This is a genomic window from Chryseobacterium cucumeris (assembly GCF_001593385.1).
GTDB classification, from domain to species: Bacteria; Bacteroidota; Bacteroidia; order Flavobacteriales; family Weeksellaceae; genus Chryseobacterium; species Chryseobacterium cucumeris.
The window spans coordinates 71,674-88,029 of record NZ_LUVZ01000047.1 but is presented as its reverse complement, the minus strand read 5'-3'; the positions used below and the strand labels follow the sequence as shown (position 1 = coordinate 88,029).

The following is a 16,356-nucleotide window of genomic DNA, read 5'->3' as shown; positions in this document are numbered from 1 at the left end:
TGAGATTCATCTCAGCGCCCGTTTTTATATATATCTTTTACTAATTTGCTCTTACAATAAAGTAGCTTTTTTTACCTTTTTGTAATAATAAGAACTTACCATCGATAAGATCCGTTTCATTAGCTGTAAAAGTATCATTTACTTTTTGCTTGTTGACAGAGATTGCATTTCCTTTAATCTCTCTTTGAGCTTCACTCTTAGATTTTAAGAACCCTGACTTTTCAGAAAGAAGATCAACAATATTCACTCCTAAAACATCAGCTTTTGCAATTTCTTTCTGAGGAACTCCATCAAAAACTTCAAGGAATGTTTCCTCATCAAGACTTACAAGATCTTCAGCAGTAGAACGTCCGAAAAGGATTTCAGAAGCTTTCAGTGCTTTCTCATACTCTTCTCTTCCATGTACCCAAACTGTTACTTCTTCAGCCAGTTTCTTTTGTAGTTTTCTTTCGTGTGCCGCTGTTTTGTGCTCTTCAATTAAAGCTTCAATTTCCTCTTTTCCTAAGAAAGTGTAGAACTTAATGAATCTCTCAGCATCTTCATCAGTAGCATTCAGCCAGAACTGGTAGAATTTGTAAGGAGAAGTTTTCTTTTTATCCAGCCAGTAATTTTCTCCACTTTCAGACTTCCCGAATTTGGAGCCGTCTGCTTTGGTAATCAAAGGAACCGTTAATGCAAATGCTTCACCCTGAGCTTTTCTACGGATCAATTCTGTACCTGTAGTGATATTTCCCCACTGGTCTGAACCTCCCATCTGCAGCTTTACATTATTGTTTTGGTATAAGTGGAGGAAATCATATCCCTGGATGAGCTGGTACGTAAATTCTGTAAAACTCATTCCGTCTGCCCCTGACTCTCCAGAAAACCTTTTCTTTACAGAATCTTTAGCCATCATATAGTTGACTGTGATATTTTTTCCTACATTTTTAGCAAAATCAAGGAAAGAAATATTCTTCATCCAGTCGTAGTTATTTACCAGCTCAGCTTTGTTAGGCTCGTTTCCTTCGAAGTTTAAGAATTTCGAAAGCTGATTTTTTAAACAGTCAACATAGTGTAAAAGAGTTTCTTCATCCAAAAGATTTCTTTCAGCAGATTTTCCGGACGGATCACCAATCATTCCCGTTGCACCTCCCACTAATGCAATCGGCTTGTGGCCATGAAGCTGGAAGTGCGCTAAAATTTTTATCTGGATAAGACTTCCGATATGTAAAGAATCGGCAGTAGGATCAAAACCAATATATGCAGTAGTTACCTCTTTATTCAGTTGTTCATCGGTTCCTGGCATCATATCGGCAAACAAACCACGCCACTTTAGTTCTTCTATAAAGGAATTCATTGATTTTTAACTTTAAAATTTTAAGATGCAAAGATAGTAAATTCATAAGTATTAAGGGTAAAAGCGGAATAGCAAAAATGTAGGGAAAAGAAAGTCATAAATCATGAAAATCTTTGTTAACTTTGAGAATTGAACAAGTTCACATTTTTGCCCTTTTACTCCTTTGTTTTTCACCCCAAATAATCTATATTTGTTATTAATGAACGACGAACAGCTATTCCTGCTCATCCAGAAGGCCAAAGATAAAGATCAGAAGGCCCAGACTAAACTCATCAATATTTTTTGGGTAGATGTTTTCTCTTTTGTCATGAAAAAGGTAAGAGATGAAAATGATGCGGATGAAATTACCGTCAATGTTTTTTCAAAAGTATTGTCAAAACTGGATATGTTTGATCCTCATTTTCAGTTCAAGACCTGGATATTGACCATTGCCCAAAATACTGTTATTGATTTCTGGAGAAAGAAGAATCGGGATAACGAAGACGCTGTTGAAAACCTTGATGAAGTCAAAAACCAATATGCAAAATCACCTGAAGAGCTTCTGATTTCTGAAGAAGAACAAAAGAAAATCATCAAAACCATAGAATCTCTGGATGCCAATTATCAGGACATTATCAAGCTGAGATTTTTTGAAGAAAAAAGCATCAAAGAAATTGCTGAAGAGCTGGGAATCTCCGTTGCCAATACTAAAGTAAGAGTAATGCGAGCCAAAAAAGTCTTAGCCGAACTGTTGAAGAATAATGAATTTGATGATCATTAAGCTCAATAATTCAATACATACTATTCAATAGAAACGTATTTTAACCCGTTTACTAAAAATACAAATTCAAAATTGGCTTTAGCCAAAGATTAAAAATAAACCTCTTCTTTTGTTTTCGGAAGAACTATTTTTTGCTGCTTTTCCTGATTTCTGTTCTGCAGATTGATCTTCAGCCCTTTTTTAATATAAGTTTCTTTTAAAGACTTACCATATTCCGCAGTATTTTCTACCTCTTTTGAATAATTAAGCTGTCCTGTTGAAAGGTTAAAATCTATCTCTTTCCAGTAATCACCAGGTCTTCCGGAAATGGAGGAGGTTCCTATGAGCTCAAAATTCCCGTTCTGAAATCTATATTTATCTGTAACATCCCATTTCCAGCTGCTTCCGCCGTTTTGGGAAATAATCAGAATTCCTTTTTCTATTTTAGTTTCTCCATAAGGATCACCCATCATCCCTCCGCCATTGCTTTCCATAACAGCGTTTCTCGATTTTTCAAGAATAGTCCATGCTCCACCTGTTTTTTTCAGAATCTGAATTTCACGGATGTTTCCCATATCAGTCGTATCCTTTGTATTGTAAATAATTACTTTCTCAGGAATTTTATCACCATCAAGATCACCATCTACTGTTTCAATAACTGAAGAACCTGCAGGCTGAAATTGTTTTTGGGCCAGACAAAATGTTCCGCATACAGCGAATAAAAGAAAGAATATTTTTTTCATAAGAATATTTTGAACAGATAAATATACAAATGAAATTTGAATGATCAATTTCATCAATATATCCGGTTGATGGTTTCCATTAAAAAATCCTTAACTTTGAGCTTCAATTTTAGAAATGGAAAATTCAGTTCAAGACACTACCGTTCAAAAACCAAAATGGATCCGCGTAAAACTTCCTACCGGAAAGAATTACAGAGAGCTGAGAACTTTGGTTGATAAATATAAATTAAATACCATTTGCCAAAGCGGAAGCTGCCCGAACATGGGAGAATGTTGGGGTGAAGGTACAGCTACTTTCATGATTTTAGGAAATATCTGTACAAGAAGCTGTGGATTCTGTGGCGTAAAAACAGGAAAACCGCTTGACGTAAACTGGGACGAACCTGAAAAAGTAGCAAGATCCATCAAATTAATGAAGATCAAACATGCCGTTCTTACTTCTGTAGACCGCGATGATTTGAAAGATATGGGTTCTATTCTTTGGGGAGAAACAGTGAATGCTGTCAGAAGAATCTCTCCGGGAACCACAATGGAAACATTGATTCCTGACTTTCAGGGTATCACAAAACACCTTGACAGATTAGTAGAAGTTGCTCCTGAAGTAATCTCTCACAACATGGAAACCGTAAAACGTCTGACCAGAGAAGTGAGAATTCAGGCAAAATACGAAAGAAGCCTTGAAGTATTAAGATACCTGAAAGAAGCCGGACAAAGAAGAACCAAAACAGGGGTAATGCTTGGATTAGGTGAAACTAAAGATGAGGTTTTCCAGACGATCGAAGATATTAGAAATGCCAATGTAGATGTCATTACACTTGGACAATACCTACAGCCGACTAAAAAACATCTTCCGGTAAAGAAATTTATCACTCCTGAAGAATTTGATGAATTCGGGGATTTTGCAAGAAGCCTAGGTTTCAGACATGTTGAAAGTTCTCCACTCGTAAGAAGTTCTTACCACGCAGAAAAACATATTCACTAAAAATACAGACCGTTCAGCAATGAGCGGTTTTTTGTTTTTTAGGTAGCAGATTATAGGTGATAGGTTGCAGATATTAGTGGTTACTAATGAAGGCGACAATCGTTACAATAACGACTGTCATCATTCCCATCCTTTGGAGGGGTGTCAAAAATTCAAAGAATTTTTGACGGGGTGGTTCCTACAACACTCAACAAAGCCTACTTAACAAGTCGTATCCTTCTTAATCACTCCAATCCTACCATTTATTTCAATCGGTCTGAAATGTTTTTTCTTAAACTCCGAAGGCGTTTCTCCTGTATGCTGTTTGAAAAGTTTATTAAAATAAGAAAGACTTTCAAAACCTACCTGAAAACAAACTTCTGTCACAGACTGATCTTTGAGCAGGAATATTTTAGCCTGATTGATCCTGTAATTGTTAACAAAATCAGTAAACGTCATATTCGTCTGCTTTTTAAAATACCGGCAGAAAGCAGGAGTACTCAAGCTGACAACTTGGGCCACTTCATTGACATTGGGCTTCCGGTCATAATTTTCATGGATATAATCGTAGATGGTTCCCATTCTGATTTTATCATTCAAAAACCATTTGATCCGGGTATCTTCCTTATTCAATTCTTTCACTTCTGTGGAATGGGCAAGAATTTGCAGAATTTCAATCAGCCCAACCAAGGATTCAAAAGAGTTTTTATCTTTAATAGCCTGTAGTTTTTCAACAACTGTATTTTTGGTTTCTCCGGAAAATGAAAGTCCGAGATAGGAACGTTCCAAAAGGTTCTTAATATTCTCAAATTCCGGAACAGGAAGGATAATATCCTGAAGGAAGCTTTCCCGCATCTGTAATACAAGCTGCCTGCATTCGGTCTGAATACCATAGTCAAAATTAAGATGAGGAACGTTGGAACCAATCAGTAAAAGATCACTGTCTGTAAAGCCGGAAATGTTTTTTCCAACGTGGCGGATTCCATTCACAGCTTCTACATACACCAGTTCAATTTCCGGGTGATAATGCCAGAAAAAACAGTTTTTCAGAGAAGGAGAAAATAGTTTGAAGGATTTCCCTTTTTCAAACTCAATAATTTCTTTCTGGATCTTCATTTTGTTCTTATTTGATTATTTATGAATTTAAAATTAAGTAAAAAGGTTAATATGGAGCAAGTTTTTATCATTCAAAGAGAAGTGAAATTCAAACTTTCTTGCGATTTTTGCACTTTCAAAATAAAGATACTCAGGTGATCCTTTAACTTGAACGAAATTAATTCAGAAAAAGATTTAGAGACAATGAAGATTGATAAAAGAATAATACCACTGGCAATTGGTGGTTTAGGGATAGGAACTACGGAATTTACCGTCATGGGACTGCTGCCGGATATTGCCAAAACATTACAGATTACGATTCCGCAAGCCGGACATTTGATTTCAGCATATGCCATGGGCGTGGTTATCGGAGCTCCAATCCTGATTGGATATTCTGTAAAATTCCCTCCGAAAAAAGTCCTGATGGCTTTTATGATCCTTTTTACATTCTTTAATGCGCTTTCGGCTATTGCACCGGGATATAACAGTATGCTGGTTATCCGTTTTATGTCCGGACTTCCGCATGGAGCCTTCTTCGGTGTAGGAACAGTAGTGGCTTCAAGAATGGCAGGAAAAGGAAAAGAAGCATTTTATATATCGATGATGTTTACAGGGCTTACGGTTGCCAATCTCGCAATGGTGCCTCTGGTCACCTATATCGGGCATACGTTCCACTGGAGGCTGTACTTTGCTATTGTGGCTGTTATCGGACTTTTTGCCATCTTATTTTTAAAACTGTGGCTTCCGAATCTGGAATCCAACCAGAATACCCACTTTATGGAAGAACTGAAATTCCTTAAAAATAAACAGTCGTGGCTGGTATTGGCTATTACAGCCATTGGATTTGGAGGATTGTTCACATGGCTGAGCTATATTACTCCTTTAATGACTGTTGTTGCCGGGATTAAAAGCAGCCAGATGGCTTATGTAATGGTCCTTGCCGGGGCCGGAATGGTAGTTGGAAACCTGGTGGGTGGTATTGTTTCAGATAAATTAGGCCCGGAAAAAACCTGTGTATTACTGATTTTCCTTATGATGATCTCTCTTGGAGGTGTTTTCTTCCTTGCAGAATACAAGAATATTGCTTTGATACTGACGTTCATGTGTGGTGCGCTCTCAATGTCTATCGCATCACCCATCAATATTATGATGATGAAAGCTGCCCCGAAAAGTGAAATGATGGCCGCGGCTTTTATGCAGGCAGGGTTCAATATTGCCAATGCAATGGGAGCGTTCCTTGGAGGAATTCCTTTGGAGTATGGTTACTCCTTCAACTATCCATCGTTGGTGGGAGTAGGGATGACCTTTATCGGATTGGTTATAAGCGTAAGATATATGTACCTGTACGGCTCAAAAACTCAGAATGAAGAAGAAATAGCTGCAGAATGCGTCTCATGCGATAAATAAAAATGAGTCATAGTGAAAATAACATCGCCTGTTTCTTACTGAAACAGGCGATTTTTTATCAAATAAATGTTATGCCTCTACCTCATCTCCGTTTTTACACCAGTAGAGGGCATTGTATAAATTTTCTTTGGGGAAAGATTTAAACTCTCCCGGCATCAGAACACTGAAAACACTGGTGAAATCACGTATTCCTTCTTTATCCGTAACAATGGCTGACCGGTTCCAGTTGGTAAGATTTTTCAGTCCCAACAATAAATCTTCAAGCCACGCACCCATGGTAAAATTATCCAGATCGGTATCCAAATACAATAAATAATTCAGCTCACCGAACTGCTCTACCTTCTCTTTTACGCGCGGAATTACCAGTTTTTCAAAATCCTCTTTCGTTACTTCTCCCGTTGCATTGAATGCCGCAACATTCTCCGGGGCTTCTGGAATAATTGTTATCATAATCAATATTTTATGGTGGTTCAGTTTAAAAGAATAACAATAATTACACCATAATTTAGTAGAAAATTGTTAAAAAAGGTATAAATGTTGTTAGTTTCAGTGTAAAATATTAATATGAATCTCAAATCAAATGAACCTTTCTGGCTTTTAAAAAACGGATTGTTAGCATCTTATCCATCTTTAAAATCAAATGAAGAATGTGATGTTCTCGTTATAGGAGGCGGCATTACGGGAAGCCTGATCGCTCATCAGATGATAAAAGACGGGTATAAAACCATCCTGATTGATAAACGTGAACTTTGCAACGGAAGTACTTCCGCTACCACTTCAATGTTACAATACGAAATAGATGTTCCTCTCTATGAACTGATCGATCAGATTGGGAAAAAAGGAGCGGTCTTAAGTTATAAAGCCTGTAGCGATGCTATTGATACATTGGAGAAAATCACAAGAACCATCAGATCCAAAGCAGGTTTCAAACGCAAAAAATCATTATACTATGCCTCGAAAAAGAAAGACCTGGAATGGCTGAAAAAAGAATATGAAGCGAGAAAAGCCGCCGGATTTGAAGTAAAATGGCTGTCTTCGGATCGTGTTATGGACCAGTTCGGATTTGAAAATACGTATGGCGGAATCTTGTCAAAACAGGGCGCAAGCATTGATGCTTTCCAATTCGCTCATGAGCTTTTCATGCATAATGTAAAGAAGGGATTGAAGATATTTGATAAAACTGAAATGGTAAAAGTGGAGGAGCATAAGGGATTTAATCTGGTCACCACAGACAGCGGATTTCAGATCAAAGCAAAAAAAATGATTTACTGTATAGGATACGAAAGCAAAAATCTGATCAAAGAGAACTTTGTCAACCTTAAAAGTACCTACGCGGTCGTCTCTGAAATTGATAAAGACAAGTTCAAAAACATCAGCAGCACATTAGTATGGAATACTGATGATCCTTACCTCTACATGAGAACTACTGATGATGGAAGACTTCTCATTGGAGGAGGAGACGAAGACTTTTATGATGCCGAAAAACGTGATGCTATATTGTATAAAAAAGAAAAAGAAATTCTTAAAAATTTAAAGAAAATAAAACCCGATTATCATTTCTATACAGACTTTGTCTGGGCTGGAACTTTTGGGGAAACAAAAGACGGCTTACCCTATATCAGTGAGCATAAAAAATTTAAAAACTCTTATTTTGTGTTAGGCTTCGGAGGAAACGGAATTACTTTTTCAGTCGCGGGAATGGAAATGACTTCTTTGTTCATGAAAGGCAAAAAGCATTCGTTATCAAGATATTTTAAGTTTGGAAGGTAAATTTTCATGCTTTGTCTTATATATGACAATACTCCAATTGTTGTGCCCAATTCCCCTCCTGTGGAGGGGTGTCAAAAATTCAAAGAATTTTTGACGGGGTGGTTTAAAAAAGCAGGCAGTCACAAAAAGACTGCCTGTTCAACTACAAACTATACCCGTTCTTTTTAGCAAGTTCAACAATAGAACTCTCAATGGCTTTTCCCAAATCATCAGAATCTTCTGTTCCTCTTTTTTTCATTTCGGAATCAATATAACCCTGGCGTTTTTTGGAAAGTTCTTCTATTTCCTTTTGAATTGTATCGCGTGCCGCAGATTTGGCAGCAATCGTTTTTTGAATTTCTTCCTTGCTTTTTCCTTTCAACTCGGCAGGAAGTTCACTTTCTTTAACATTGGTGATAAATCCGGCATCTTTTTCAGCTTTATCTACCAGATCCCAGTGATCATTTTTGTAAGCATTCTTTTTAGATTTGGCAACTGTTCTTTCTACCAGATTGGAAGCTGACTGCATTTCTGCGTTTTTATCCTGTGTGATCTGCTTAAGCCTGTACTCTGAACCATGATTTCCGTAGTAGATATAAGTATCATTTAACCTGGCATTGCATTCGGAAATTCTTTTGTCGTAAGGTGTTTCAATGTACATCACTTTTCTGTCGCTGTCGATATTGAAGTATTTTCCACCTCCCAGAGATGCCCCGTTTTGCCAGAACGTTTGGATTCCCTCTTCGCGGCTTCCGCAGAAAATGGTGTTGGTGTAAATATTTTTACCTTTCGCTTTTAAAACAACTTCCTTATAATTTATTTTTCCCTGATCAAATGCTTCATTACCTGCGATATAAATCAGTTTCATACTTTTCTCATTGCTGTCCCAGTTCAGGTTGGCAGCAGCATCACGGATCACAGCACCACAATATTCACTGCCGCCATTGGTTCTTAATGCGAACAGCTTTTCAGAAACAAGATCCAGATCCTGAGTGAGGGGAGTTACCTGACGGATGTAATTTTCATCACGAATTCCGTCGTTGCCGTATTCATACAGTGCAATTTCGATCTGGGGAGCTTTTCCGTTGTATTTAAGAGTGGTCAGCGTATTCACAATATTCCACAGTCTGGATTTTGCCTGATCAATCAGTCCGTCCATACTATTGGAAGTATCAAGGAGAAGAGCAACCTGAATTTTATTGTCTTTTACCGTTGAGGTTAGCGGAATTAATGTTGCTTTTTGTTCCGGTAAATGATCGTCAGTATTACTTTTTGCAGCAAGGTTTTCCTGAATGTTTCCGGAGCTTAAGAAAGCTGTACCTGCTGCAAGTGCTAAGATTTTTAAAGTTGTCATATTGTTGTTTTTTATTGGTTATTTGTTGTAATCGGAAATCTTTAAATCCTTATTATTTTAAATTCCTGAAGTAAAATTATCCCTATTTGAGGCTTGAAATCACGAAACTTGGTGAACGGAAAGTTTCACTTGGTGGATGACAAAATAAGGAAGGCTCTAATTGTATGTTTAGTGTGATAGTAATAAATCTAATGTATCATTTCAATACTGTCAGGCTGAGTGGAGTCGAGGCCTTTACCATTCGAAAAACTTTAAAAGATCGACAGGTATTTTTCTTCAGCCATAACCCGATAACCCAATAGTACAAAAACAAAAAAGCCGCCCAAAAGGCAGCTTTCTCACATCTGTTATTTTAAAGGATTTCATATTTTGTTTTGATGCTGTATTTCAGCTTGATATTTTCAATATTATCAAAAGAATAATCTACAGGAGCATCAGCCATTTCCACCTGCACACCGTAAGATCTTCCTTTATAAGCTGCAGGCATGATCACATCACTGGTGTAGTCTTCTATCTCTACAATTTCAAGAGCGTTTCCTGTTTTTTTACCCATGCTTTCCAGTAGGTAGTCTGCTTTTTCTTTAGCGGCTTTCAAAGCATTGATCTTCACTGTTTTTTTGAAATCCGCAATTTTAGTATTCTTTACCTCTGCAATATTCAGGCTGCTTACCCACTTTTGATTCAGGTCTTCAAAGATTTTGCTGAGGTTTGATTTTGTACCGGCTTTAAACTGATAGTTCTTAGAAAACTTAGCTGTCTTAGAATAGATATTCTGGTACATCGCTTTGAATTTGATATCCTCGTTCTTTACTCCTGCATTTTTTAAAATATCAAATAACTTCTTTTCATTATCTGCCAGATCGTTTTTATTATCAGCTTTTATCCCGATGCTAAAGATAATTTCATCCGGTTCCACTTCCATTTCGGCAACGCCTGTTACTTCAATGGCGTTTTTCTTTACTTCCTGAGCATTTACAAAGCTTCCAAGGGTTAAAATTCCGATTAATAAAAAATGTTTCAATTTCATAATTTCCTGTTTTTAAATTTTTAATTCTGATGTAAAATTACGCTGATCAGAAACCAGATTCCGGGAGACTTGGTGAAATAGAGTTTTCACTTGGTGAGTCTTGAAAAAAGTATTGTTTTGAAAAAAAATCTTTTAAACCATTAATAGAATCAAGAGACTTAATTTTGTTTAAATGCTTAAGTGGTGACCTTCTCTTTATTTTAAAAAAAATCATCTTACCCCAGAGTATCAAACACTCAACTTGGTGAAGGGGAAACTTCACTTGGTGAATAGTTTTTGAGCAGACTATATATATGTATATCTTTGTTTTATGAAAATGCTTAAACTCTTTACTATCGTTTTACTTGTGCTTTTGGGAAATATAATCTATTCCCAAACCACTACTAACAGCAGTGCTGCTGTGGAAGAAGTACAGGTAGAAACGAAGAAGCTGAAAAAAGCAATGGACAAGAAAAATGAACCTGCCCAGGCAGATTCTTATTATAATATTGGAGAAACATTCTTCAATGGCGGGAACTTTGCGAAAAGTGAAGAATATTATACAAAAGCCAAGAAGCTGTATGAAAAACTCAACGATAAGCCCAATATTGAGAAAGCTACCCGAAGATTAGCCCAGTCACAGGAAAAGCAGAATAAAATAACACCAGCCATCAGCAATTACAGCATGGCTGCACAGGTAAGCTATAGTGAAAAAAGTAAAGCGGTCAATGCTAATGATGTAGCAAGACTTTCTTCTCCCACACCGGAGCTCAAAGCAGAAGCCATTCAGAATAATATCAATCTGACCAAAAAAGAAAATGAACAGGGCGATCTTGCAGAAAGTTACAGCCAGCTTGCAGATGTTAATCTGAGACAGAAAGACGTTTCCAGTGCCGAAGAAAATTTGAATACAGCCTATAAAATTTCTAAAAAAGAAGCTCCTCAGCAAGCGCTCGCCATCAATCAGAAACTGGCAGATCTTTATGTGGAAAACAAAAACTTTGAGAAAGCTATTGAAGCTAAAAAGAAAGTTCTGAAGGAGGATTTTGTGAAAGAGAACTCACAGGAAAAAGTGAATCAGATTCAGGAGCTGGCCGATATCTATATTAAAAAGAATGATCCTAAAGAAGCCGTAGACCTTTTGAAAAATGCCTACGGAATTGCTTTAGACAAAGGTCATACGCTGGAAGCACAAAGAAGTGTAAAGAAACTGGATAGCCTTTATGCGATTTCAGGAAATGTGGATGCCTCAGTTCAGCTGTACAGAGATTTTTTGGGAAAACTTCCGAATCTTGTTTCCAAAGACAGAAGCCTTGTTGATAATAAAATTCTCGAAGATACAGAGCAACGAATCTCACAGCTGGAAAAAGAAAAAGAGCTTAAAGACGAACTTATACGAAAGAAAAATGTCTTTAATTACAGTCTGATCGGTGCATTGGTTTTGCTGACAGGACTAATCATGTTTATTTTCAGCACCCTGAAAAAGGTTCAGACGAAAAATAAGAAAATTGCCCTTCAGTCGTTACGTCGTGAGATGAATCCTCATTTTATTTTCAACAGTTTAAATAGTGTCAACCATTTTATAGCCACCAATAATGAGCTTGAAGCGAATCAGTATCTTACCAAATTTTCGAAGCTGATGCGCGGTGTAATGGAAAATTCCACTGAAGATTTTATTCCTTTTCAGCAGGAGCTGGATCTTCTTCAGAATTATCTTGCTCTGGAAAAAACGCGTTTCGCAGATAAATTTGATTATGAAATTGAAGTAGATCAAAGCCTGAATATGCAAAATCTGCAAATTCCGGGAATGCTGATACAGCCGTTTCTGGAAAATGCTGTCTGGCACGGACTCCGCTACAGAACTGACAAAGGATTTTTAAAATTAAGCTTTAAAAAAAGTGAGTCTCATCTGAACATTCTTATTGAAGACAACGGAATAGGTATTGAAGAAAGTAAAAAGCAGAAAACCCAGCACCAAAAGACCCGAGAGGGAAGAGGGATGAAAAATACGCTGGAAAGAATTCAACTTCTGAATGATCTCTACAAAAAAGAGATCACCTGCTCTGTAAAGGATAAGGAAAATAGTAATGGTGTTTTGGTAACTATCCAGGTCAATTTGAAGTAATTGAATTCAAATCGATCTGTGGTTTCTATTTGATATATTTTTTCTTTAAAACAGAAAAATTCTTTTTGATATAGTCCAGTTCATAATGGGCAGGAATGATTTCAGTACCTGAACGGTTAATAAATCCATAGGTCCCCGTTATGTTTTTTACCAATGCCAGGTCCTCAGAGTATTCACCGAATTTATTAATCCTGGAATACACAGGTTGAGTGATGATTTTTCCGCTTACATCTGAAATTCCATACGTTCCGGAATTGGTTTTTGTAAGTCTCCAGTTTTTATTGATCTTACTGATATCCTCTCTTTCTGAAATTTTCATCTGTGAAAAAGAAAAACTGAATATACTCATGCAGCAAAGAATAAGAAGTTTTGATTTCATATGATTTTGTCTGGTTTATTAATTTTAATCTCTAAAATAATTCTTTTGCACCTTTCCTGCAATAAAAGTTACCAAAAGTATGGCTAGAGAACTTGTGTCAGCAAATTGTAAGGTTGGTTAAATATTCCTAATTTGCAACTGCAATCTAATGATCTGCCACCTAAAATCTGATCTGATGAAAATAAAAGCTGTAATTATAGATGATGAACTCATAGCAAGAGAAGTTTTACGAAACTATCTGACCAAATATTGTCCGCAAGTGGAAATTCTGGGTGAAGCTGAAAATATTAAAGAAGCCGTACCATTAATCGCTGAAAAGCAGCCTCAGCTGGTCTTCCTGGATGTGGAAATGCCTTTTGGAAATGCCTTTGATGTACTGGAAGCTACCAAAGAATTCTCCTATGAAACTATTTTCATTACTGCATTTTCACAATATTCATTACAGGCTTTAAATAAATCAGCAAGTTATTATATTCTAAAACCTATTGATATTCAGGAACTGATTCTTGCAGTCAATAAAGTAACAGAAAGTCTTGAGAAAAAAGATGAACTCAACCGGAATAAAATCCTTCTTGAAAACCTGAAATTAAAACCTGAAAAACAGCAATTGATTTTGCCAACTTTACAAGGATTTGACGTCGTAAAAACCGAAGATATTGTAAGACTTCAGGCGGATGGAAATTTCACTCAGGTATATCTTACGGATGGTTCAAAGAAGATGGTATGCCGCTTTCTGAAACACTTTGATGATCTTCTGGAAAATCCGTTTGTGAGGGTTCACCGTTCCCATATTATCAATACAGGTTTTGTGAAATCCTACCATAAAAGCGGAACAGTGATGCTGTCTGATGATACAGAAATTGAGGTTTCAGGAAGCTTTAAAGATAATTTCCTGAAAGTATTTTCATAGAATTTATTGTACCTTAACAGACTTAAGGCATTATTTTTGACGTTTTTATAACAACCATACAAAATCTTTCTGTCATGAAAACTATTCATAAAATTATACTTCCCGTTTCGTTAGGAGCATTGGGGCTTATCGTTTTCAATTCCTATTCTGTAAGGATTCCCAGAGGTGCATTTGCTGTAAAGAATTTTGATCTTAAAAAATATCTGGGCAGATGGTATGAGATTGCCCGTTTTGATTACAGGTTCGAGAAAAATATGGACAATGTTACTGCAGAGTATACAGAGAATCCGGATGGAACAGTTCAGGTCAGAAATAAAGGGTATGATTACGTTAAAAAAGTATGGAATGAATCTATTGGAGAGGCAAAATTTGTAAAAGACCCGACAGAAGCACGCCTTAAAGTTTCATTTTTTAAACCAATATGGGCGGGTTATAACGTTATAGATATTGATGAAGACTATCAATATGCTCTTGTAGCAGGAAGCAGTTTAAAATATTTATGGATTCTTTCCCGTACTACCAATATTCCTGAAAGCATCCGCCAGCGTTTCATTCAGAAAGCAAAAAAAATAGGCTATAATACTGATGAACTGACCTGGGTAAAGCATAACCAATAAAAAAAAACGAAGAAAACAGATGAGGTTCCTAAACTAATTTGCTCTCTGTTTTCTTTATTCTAAGCTTTTAGCTGTTTATATATTCCTTCCATTCTTCAAAACGGTGGTCAATAACCTGTTTCATCAGATCATAATTTTCGTAGGTGTCTTCGATGTGGTAGAATGTCTCGTATTCGTAGTCGCTTTCCTCTGCTTTGGCATCAAAAATATTCACATAATCATCAGCAAATGAACTGTATCGGTTACCGAAATCAGTATCGTCTGCATAATAGTCTTTGGCAAAAAGATTTCCCAGTTCATTCAGATCATATTCGGAAAATTTTCCATCGCAGGAATCCATAACAAATTCTGCTCCAGTCATTTCTCTTCGTTTTACCTTTTCTATTTCTTCTGCAGCATCTTCTTTCAGTTCATCGGAGATCAGATTGTTATGAATACACCAGTTCAGAAACATTCCTGTATGTGTTGCCCCGTTTTTCTGAGGAAGTCCTTCCGGAAAATCACCACCATAATGCCATGACGCATCATCATATTTAGACATAATTTGTATTGTAGTTTTTGATAATTCTGGCAAAAATAGAAAAAATCAATTTATATTGCCGCTGCCATAGAATTTTCCGTCATTTGCATAGAATTTTTTTCAACAAAAAAATATATGGAAAAAGCTGTTCTGATTACTATCGGGGATGAAATTCTTTCCGGAAATACGGTAGATACCAATTCTAATTTTATTGCAACTGAACTTAAAAATATTGGAATAAAAGTTATTCAGATTCTTACAATCTCAGACGAAATTGAAACTATTAAAAATGCTTTAAGTACTGCCTTTGAAACCGGAGACTTAGTCATTACAACCGGAGGACTTGGGCCAACCAGAGATGATAAAACCAAAAAGGCACTTGCCGAATATTTCAATGATGAAATTGCATTGGATGAGGTAACCTTCGATCATTTGAAAGGCTATATGGAAAGAAGAGGACGCGCAGATATTCTGGAGAGAAACAAAGAACAGGCTTTTGTACCTACAAAATCCATCGTTTTTCAGAATCATTACGGAACGGCACCATGTATGATGATGGAACAGGACGGGAAATTGTGCTACAGTCTTCCTGGAGTTCCTTATGAAGTAAAACCACTGATTAAGGATCAGATTATTCCTTATTTACAGCAAAGATTCAGCCTTCATTATATCCATACCAGAATTGTTTCTGTAGTAGGAATTCCTGAGAGTATCCTTGCAGACAAAATTGAAGAATGGGAACTGGCGCTTCCTGAAAATATTGCACTGTCTTATCTTCCGGTAGGAACACGTGTAAAACTCCGTCTGACAGCTTCCGGTGAGAATGAAGAACAATTGAAACAAAGAACAGAAGAAGAAATTCAAAAATTACTTCCTTTGGTACAAGGTCATGTAATTGCCGTAACTGAAGATAAAATAGAAAATATTCTGGCAGAAATGCTCACTGAAAGAAATTTGACGATTTCTACTGCAGAAAGCTGCACAGGAGGTGAACTGGCCAAAATGATTACTTCAGTTTCCGGAAGCTCAAAATATTTTCTAGGGGGAATGGTAGCTTATGCCACAGAGAAAAAGATTAAAATTCTAAATGTTTCCAGAGAAACCGTTGATGAGTTCACTGTAGTGAGTGAACAGGTGGCACAGGAAATGGCCAAAGGGTGTCAGGAATTGTTTGAAACTCATATTTCCCTTTCTACAACAGGCGTTGCTGGGCCAGGAAAAGGAGAAGACGGTAAAGATGTAGGAACGGTTTACTATACAATCAGGATCAATGATCAGGAAGTAACCTCCAAATTATATATGCCACATCTGGAAAGAGTAGACTTTATGGATTTTGTTTCCCAAAAGGTGATTCAGGATCTGGTAAGTCTTCTCGTAAACAGTTAAATACGAATATATCTTTTTAATTTTTTTTT

The 16,356-nt window shown here is 36.7% G+C and carries 16 protein-coding genes; 8 read left to right on the top strand and 8 right to left on the bottom strand.

The features are described 5' to 3' along the window. Positions 1 to 40: 40 nt before the first annotated feature. On the bottom strand, positions 41 to 1,336 hold the full coding sequence (tyrS, locus tag A1704_RS23295) for a tyrosine--tRNA ligase (protein WP_062676382.1): 1,296 nt from the start codon (positions 1,334 to 1,336) through the stop codon (positions 41 to 43). A 199-nt stretch (positions 1,337 to 1,535) separates the two neighbouring features. Between tyrS and A1704_RS23290 the strand changes: the two genes are divergently transcribed. Further along, complete coding sequence (locus A1704_RS23290) at positions 1,536 to 2,096, top strand: RNA polymerase sigma factor (protein ID WP_034692096.1); 561 nt, start codon at positions 1,536 to 1,538, stop codon at positions 2,094 to 2,096. A gap of 89 nt (positions 2,097 to 2,185) precedes the next feature. Here the strand turns inward: A1704_RS23290 and A1704_RS23285 are convergent, their stop codons facing one another. Beyond that, the gene (locus A1704_RS23285; protein ID WP_238590676.1) at positions 2,186 to 2,818 is read right to left on the bottom strand and encodes a hypothetical protein; all 633 of its coding nucleotides are present in this window, start codon (positions 2,816 to 2,818) and stop codon (positions 2,186 to 2,188) included. A 115-nt stretch (positions 2,819 to 2,933) separates the two neighbouring features. Between A1704_RS23285 and lipA the strand changes: the two genes are divergently transcribed. Further along, entirely contained in the window at positions 2,934 to 3,800 is an 867-nt protein-coding gene (lipA, locus tag A1704_RS23280; protein WP_002981042.1) for a lipoyl synthase, read from the top strand. 201 nt (positions 3,801 to 4,001) lie between these two features. On the opposite strand, the gene A1704_RS23275 is transcribed toward lipA, so the two are convergent. Beyond that, positions 4,002 to 4,895, bottom strand: coding sequence for an AraC family transcriptional regulator (locus A1704_RS23275; RefSeq protein ID WP_062676380.1), 894 nt, complete (start codon positions 4,893 to 4,895; stop codon positions 4,002 to 4,004). 183 nt (positions 4,896 to 5,078) lie between these two features. Between A1704_RS23275 and A1704_RS23270 the strand changes: the two genes are divergently transcribed. Then, positions 5,079 to 6,281: an MFS transporter gene (locus A1704_RS23270; RefSeq protein ID WP_174525214.1), complete on the top strand. Its 1,203-nt coding sequence runs from the start codon at positions 5,079 to 5,081 to the stop codon at positions 6,279 to 6,281. 69 nt (positions 6,282 to 6,350) lie between these two features. On the opposite strand, the gene A1704_RS23265 is transcribed toward A1704_RS23270, so the two are convergent. Next, positions 6,351 to 6,731 carry a SpoIIAA family protein gene (locus A1704_RS23265; protein WP_047432974.1) on the bottom strand — a complete coding sequence of 127 codons (381 nt, stop codon included), beginning with the start codon at positions 6,729 to 6,731 and terminating at the stop codon, positions 6,351 to 6,353. Between the two features lie 114 nt (positions 6,732 to 6,845). Here A1704_RS23265 and A1704_RS23260 point away from each other — a divergent pair, with 114 nt between their 5' ends. Then, positions 6,846 to 8,051: an NAD(P)/FAD-dependent oxidoreductase gene (locus A1704_RS23260; protein ID WP_062676379.1), complete on the top strand. Its 1,206-nt coding sequence runs from the start codon at positions 6,846 to 6,848 to the stop codon at positions 8,049 to 8,051. Positions 8,052 to 8,193: 142 nt separating this feature from the next. Here the strand turns inward: A1704_RS23260 and A1704_RS23255 are convergent, their stop codons facing one another. After that, on the bottom strand, positions 8,194 to 9,384 hold the full coding sequence (locus A1704_RS23255; protein WP_062676378.1) for a VWA domain-containing protein: 1,191 nt from the start codon (positions 9,382 to 9,384) through the stop codon (positions 8,194 to 8,196). Between the two features lie 352 nt (positions 9,385 to 9,736). Then, positions 9,737 to 10,411 (bottom strand): SIMPL domain-containing protein, encoded by a 675-nt coding sequence (locus A1704_RS23250; protein WP_062676377.1) that lies wholly within the window; start codon positions 10,409 to 10,411, stop codon positions 9,737 to 9,739. A 310-nt stretch (positions 10,412 to 10,721) separates the two neighbouring features. On the opposite strand from A1704_RS23250, the gene A1704_RS23245 reads away from it, so the two are divergent. Next, positions 10,722 to 12,515: a tetratricopeptide repeat-containing sensor histidine kinase gene (locus A1704_RS23245; protein WP_062676376.1), complete on the top strand. Its 1,794-nt coding sequence runs from the start codon at positions 10,722 to 10,724 to the stop codon at positions 12,513 to 12,515. A 25-nt stretch (positions 12,516 to 12,540) separates the two neighbouring features. Here A1704_RS23245 and A1704_RS23240 read toward each other — a convergent pair whose 3' ends face one another. Next, positions 12,541 to 12,894 carry a WG repeat-containing protein gene (locus A1704_RS23240; RefSeq protein ID WP_082798860.1) on the bottom strand — a complete coding sequence of 118 codons (354 nt, stop codon included), beginning with the start codon at positions 12,892 to 12,894 and terminating at the stop codon, positions 12,541 to 12,543. A gap of 175 nt (positions 12,895 to 13,069) precedes the next feature. On the opposite strand from A1704_RS23240, the gene A1704_RS23235 reads away from it, so the two are divergent. Together A1704_RS23235 and A1704_RS23230 are read left to right on the top strand one after the other, a co-directional pair. Then, complete coding sequence (locus tag A1704_RS23235) at positions 13,070 to 13,804, top strand: LytR/AlgR family response regulator transcription factor (RefSeq protein ID WP_065119735.1); 735 nt, start codon at positions 13,070 to 13,072, stop codon at positions 13,802 to 13,804. Between the two features lie 74 nt (positions 13,805 to 13,878). After that, positions 13,879 to 14,421 (top strand): lipocalin family protein, encoded by a 543-nt coding sequence (locus A1704_RS23230; protein WP_062676373.1) that lies wholly within the window; start codon positions 13,879 to 13,881, stop codon positions 14,419 to 14,421. 67 nt (positions 14,422 to 14,488) lie between these two features. Here A1704_RS23230 and A1704_RS23225 read toward each other — a convergent pair whose 3' ends face one another. Then, positions 14,489 to 14,962 (bottom strand): DUF7832 domain-containing protein, encoded by a 474-nt coding sequence (locus tag A1704_RS23225; protein ID WP_062676372.1) that lies wholly within the window; start codon positions 14,960 to 14,962, stop codon positions 14,489 to 14,491. A 114-nt stretch (positions 14,963 to 15,076) separates the two neighbouring features. Here A1704_RS23225 and A1704_RS23220 point away from each other — a divergent pair, with 114 nt between their 5' ends. Next, a complete protein-coding gene (locus tag A1704_RS23220) occupies positions 15,077 to 16,327 on the top strand; it encodes a CinA family nicotinamide mononucleotide deamidase-related protein (RefSeq protein ID WP_062676371.1) in 1,251 nt (416 codons plus the stop codon). Positions 16,328 to 16,356 lie beyond the last annotated feature (29 nt).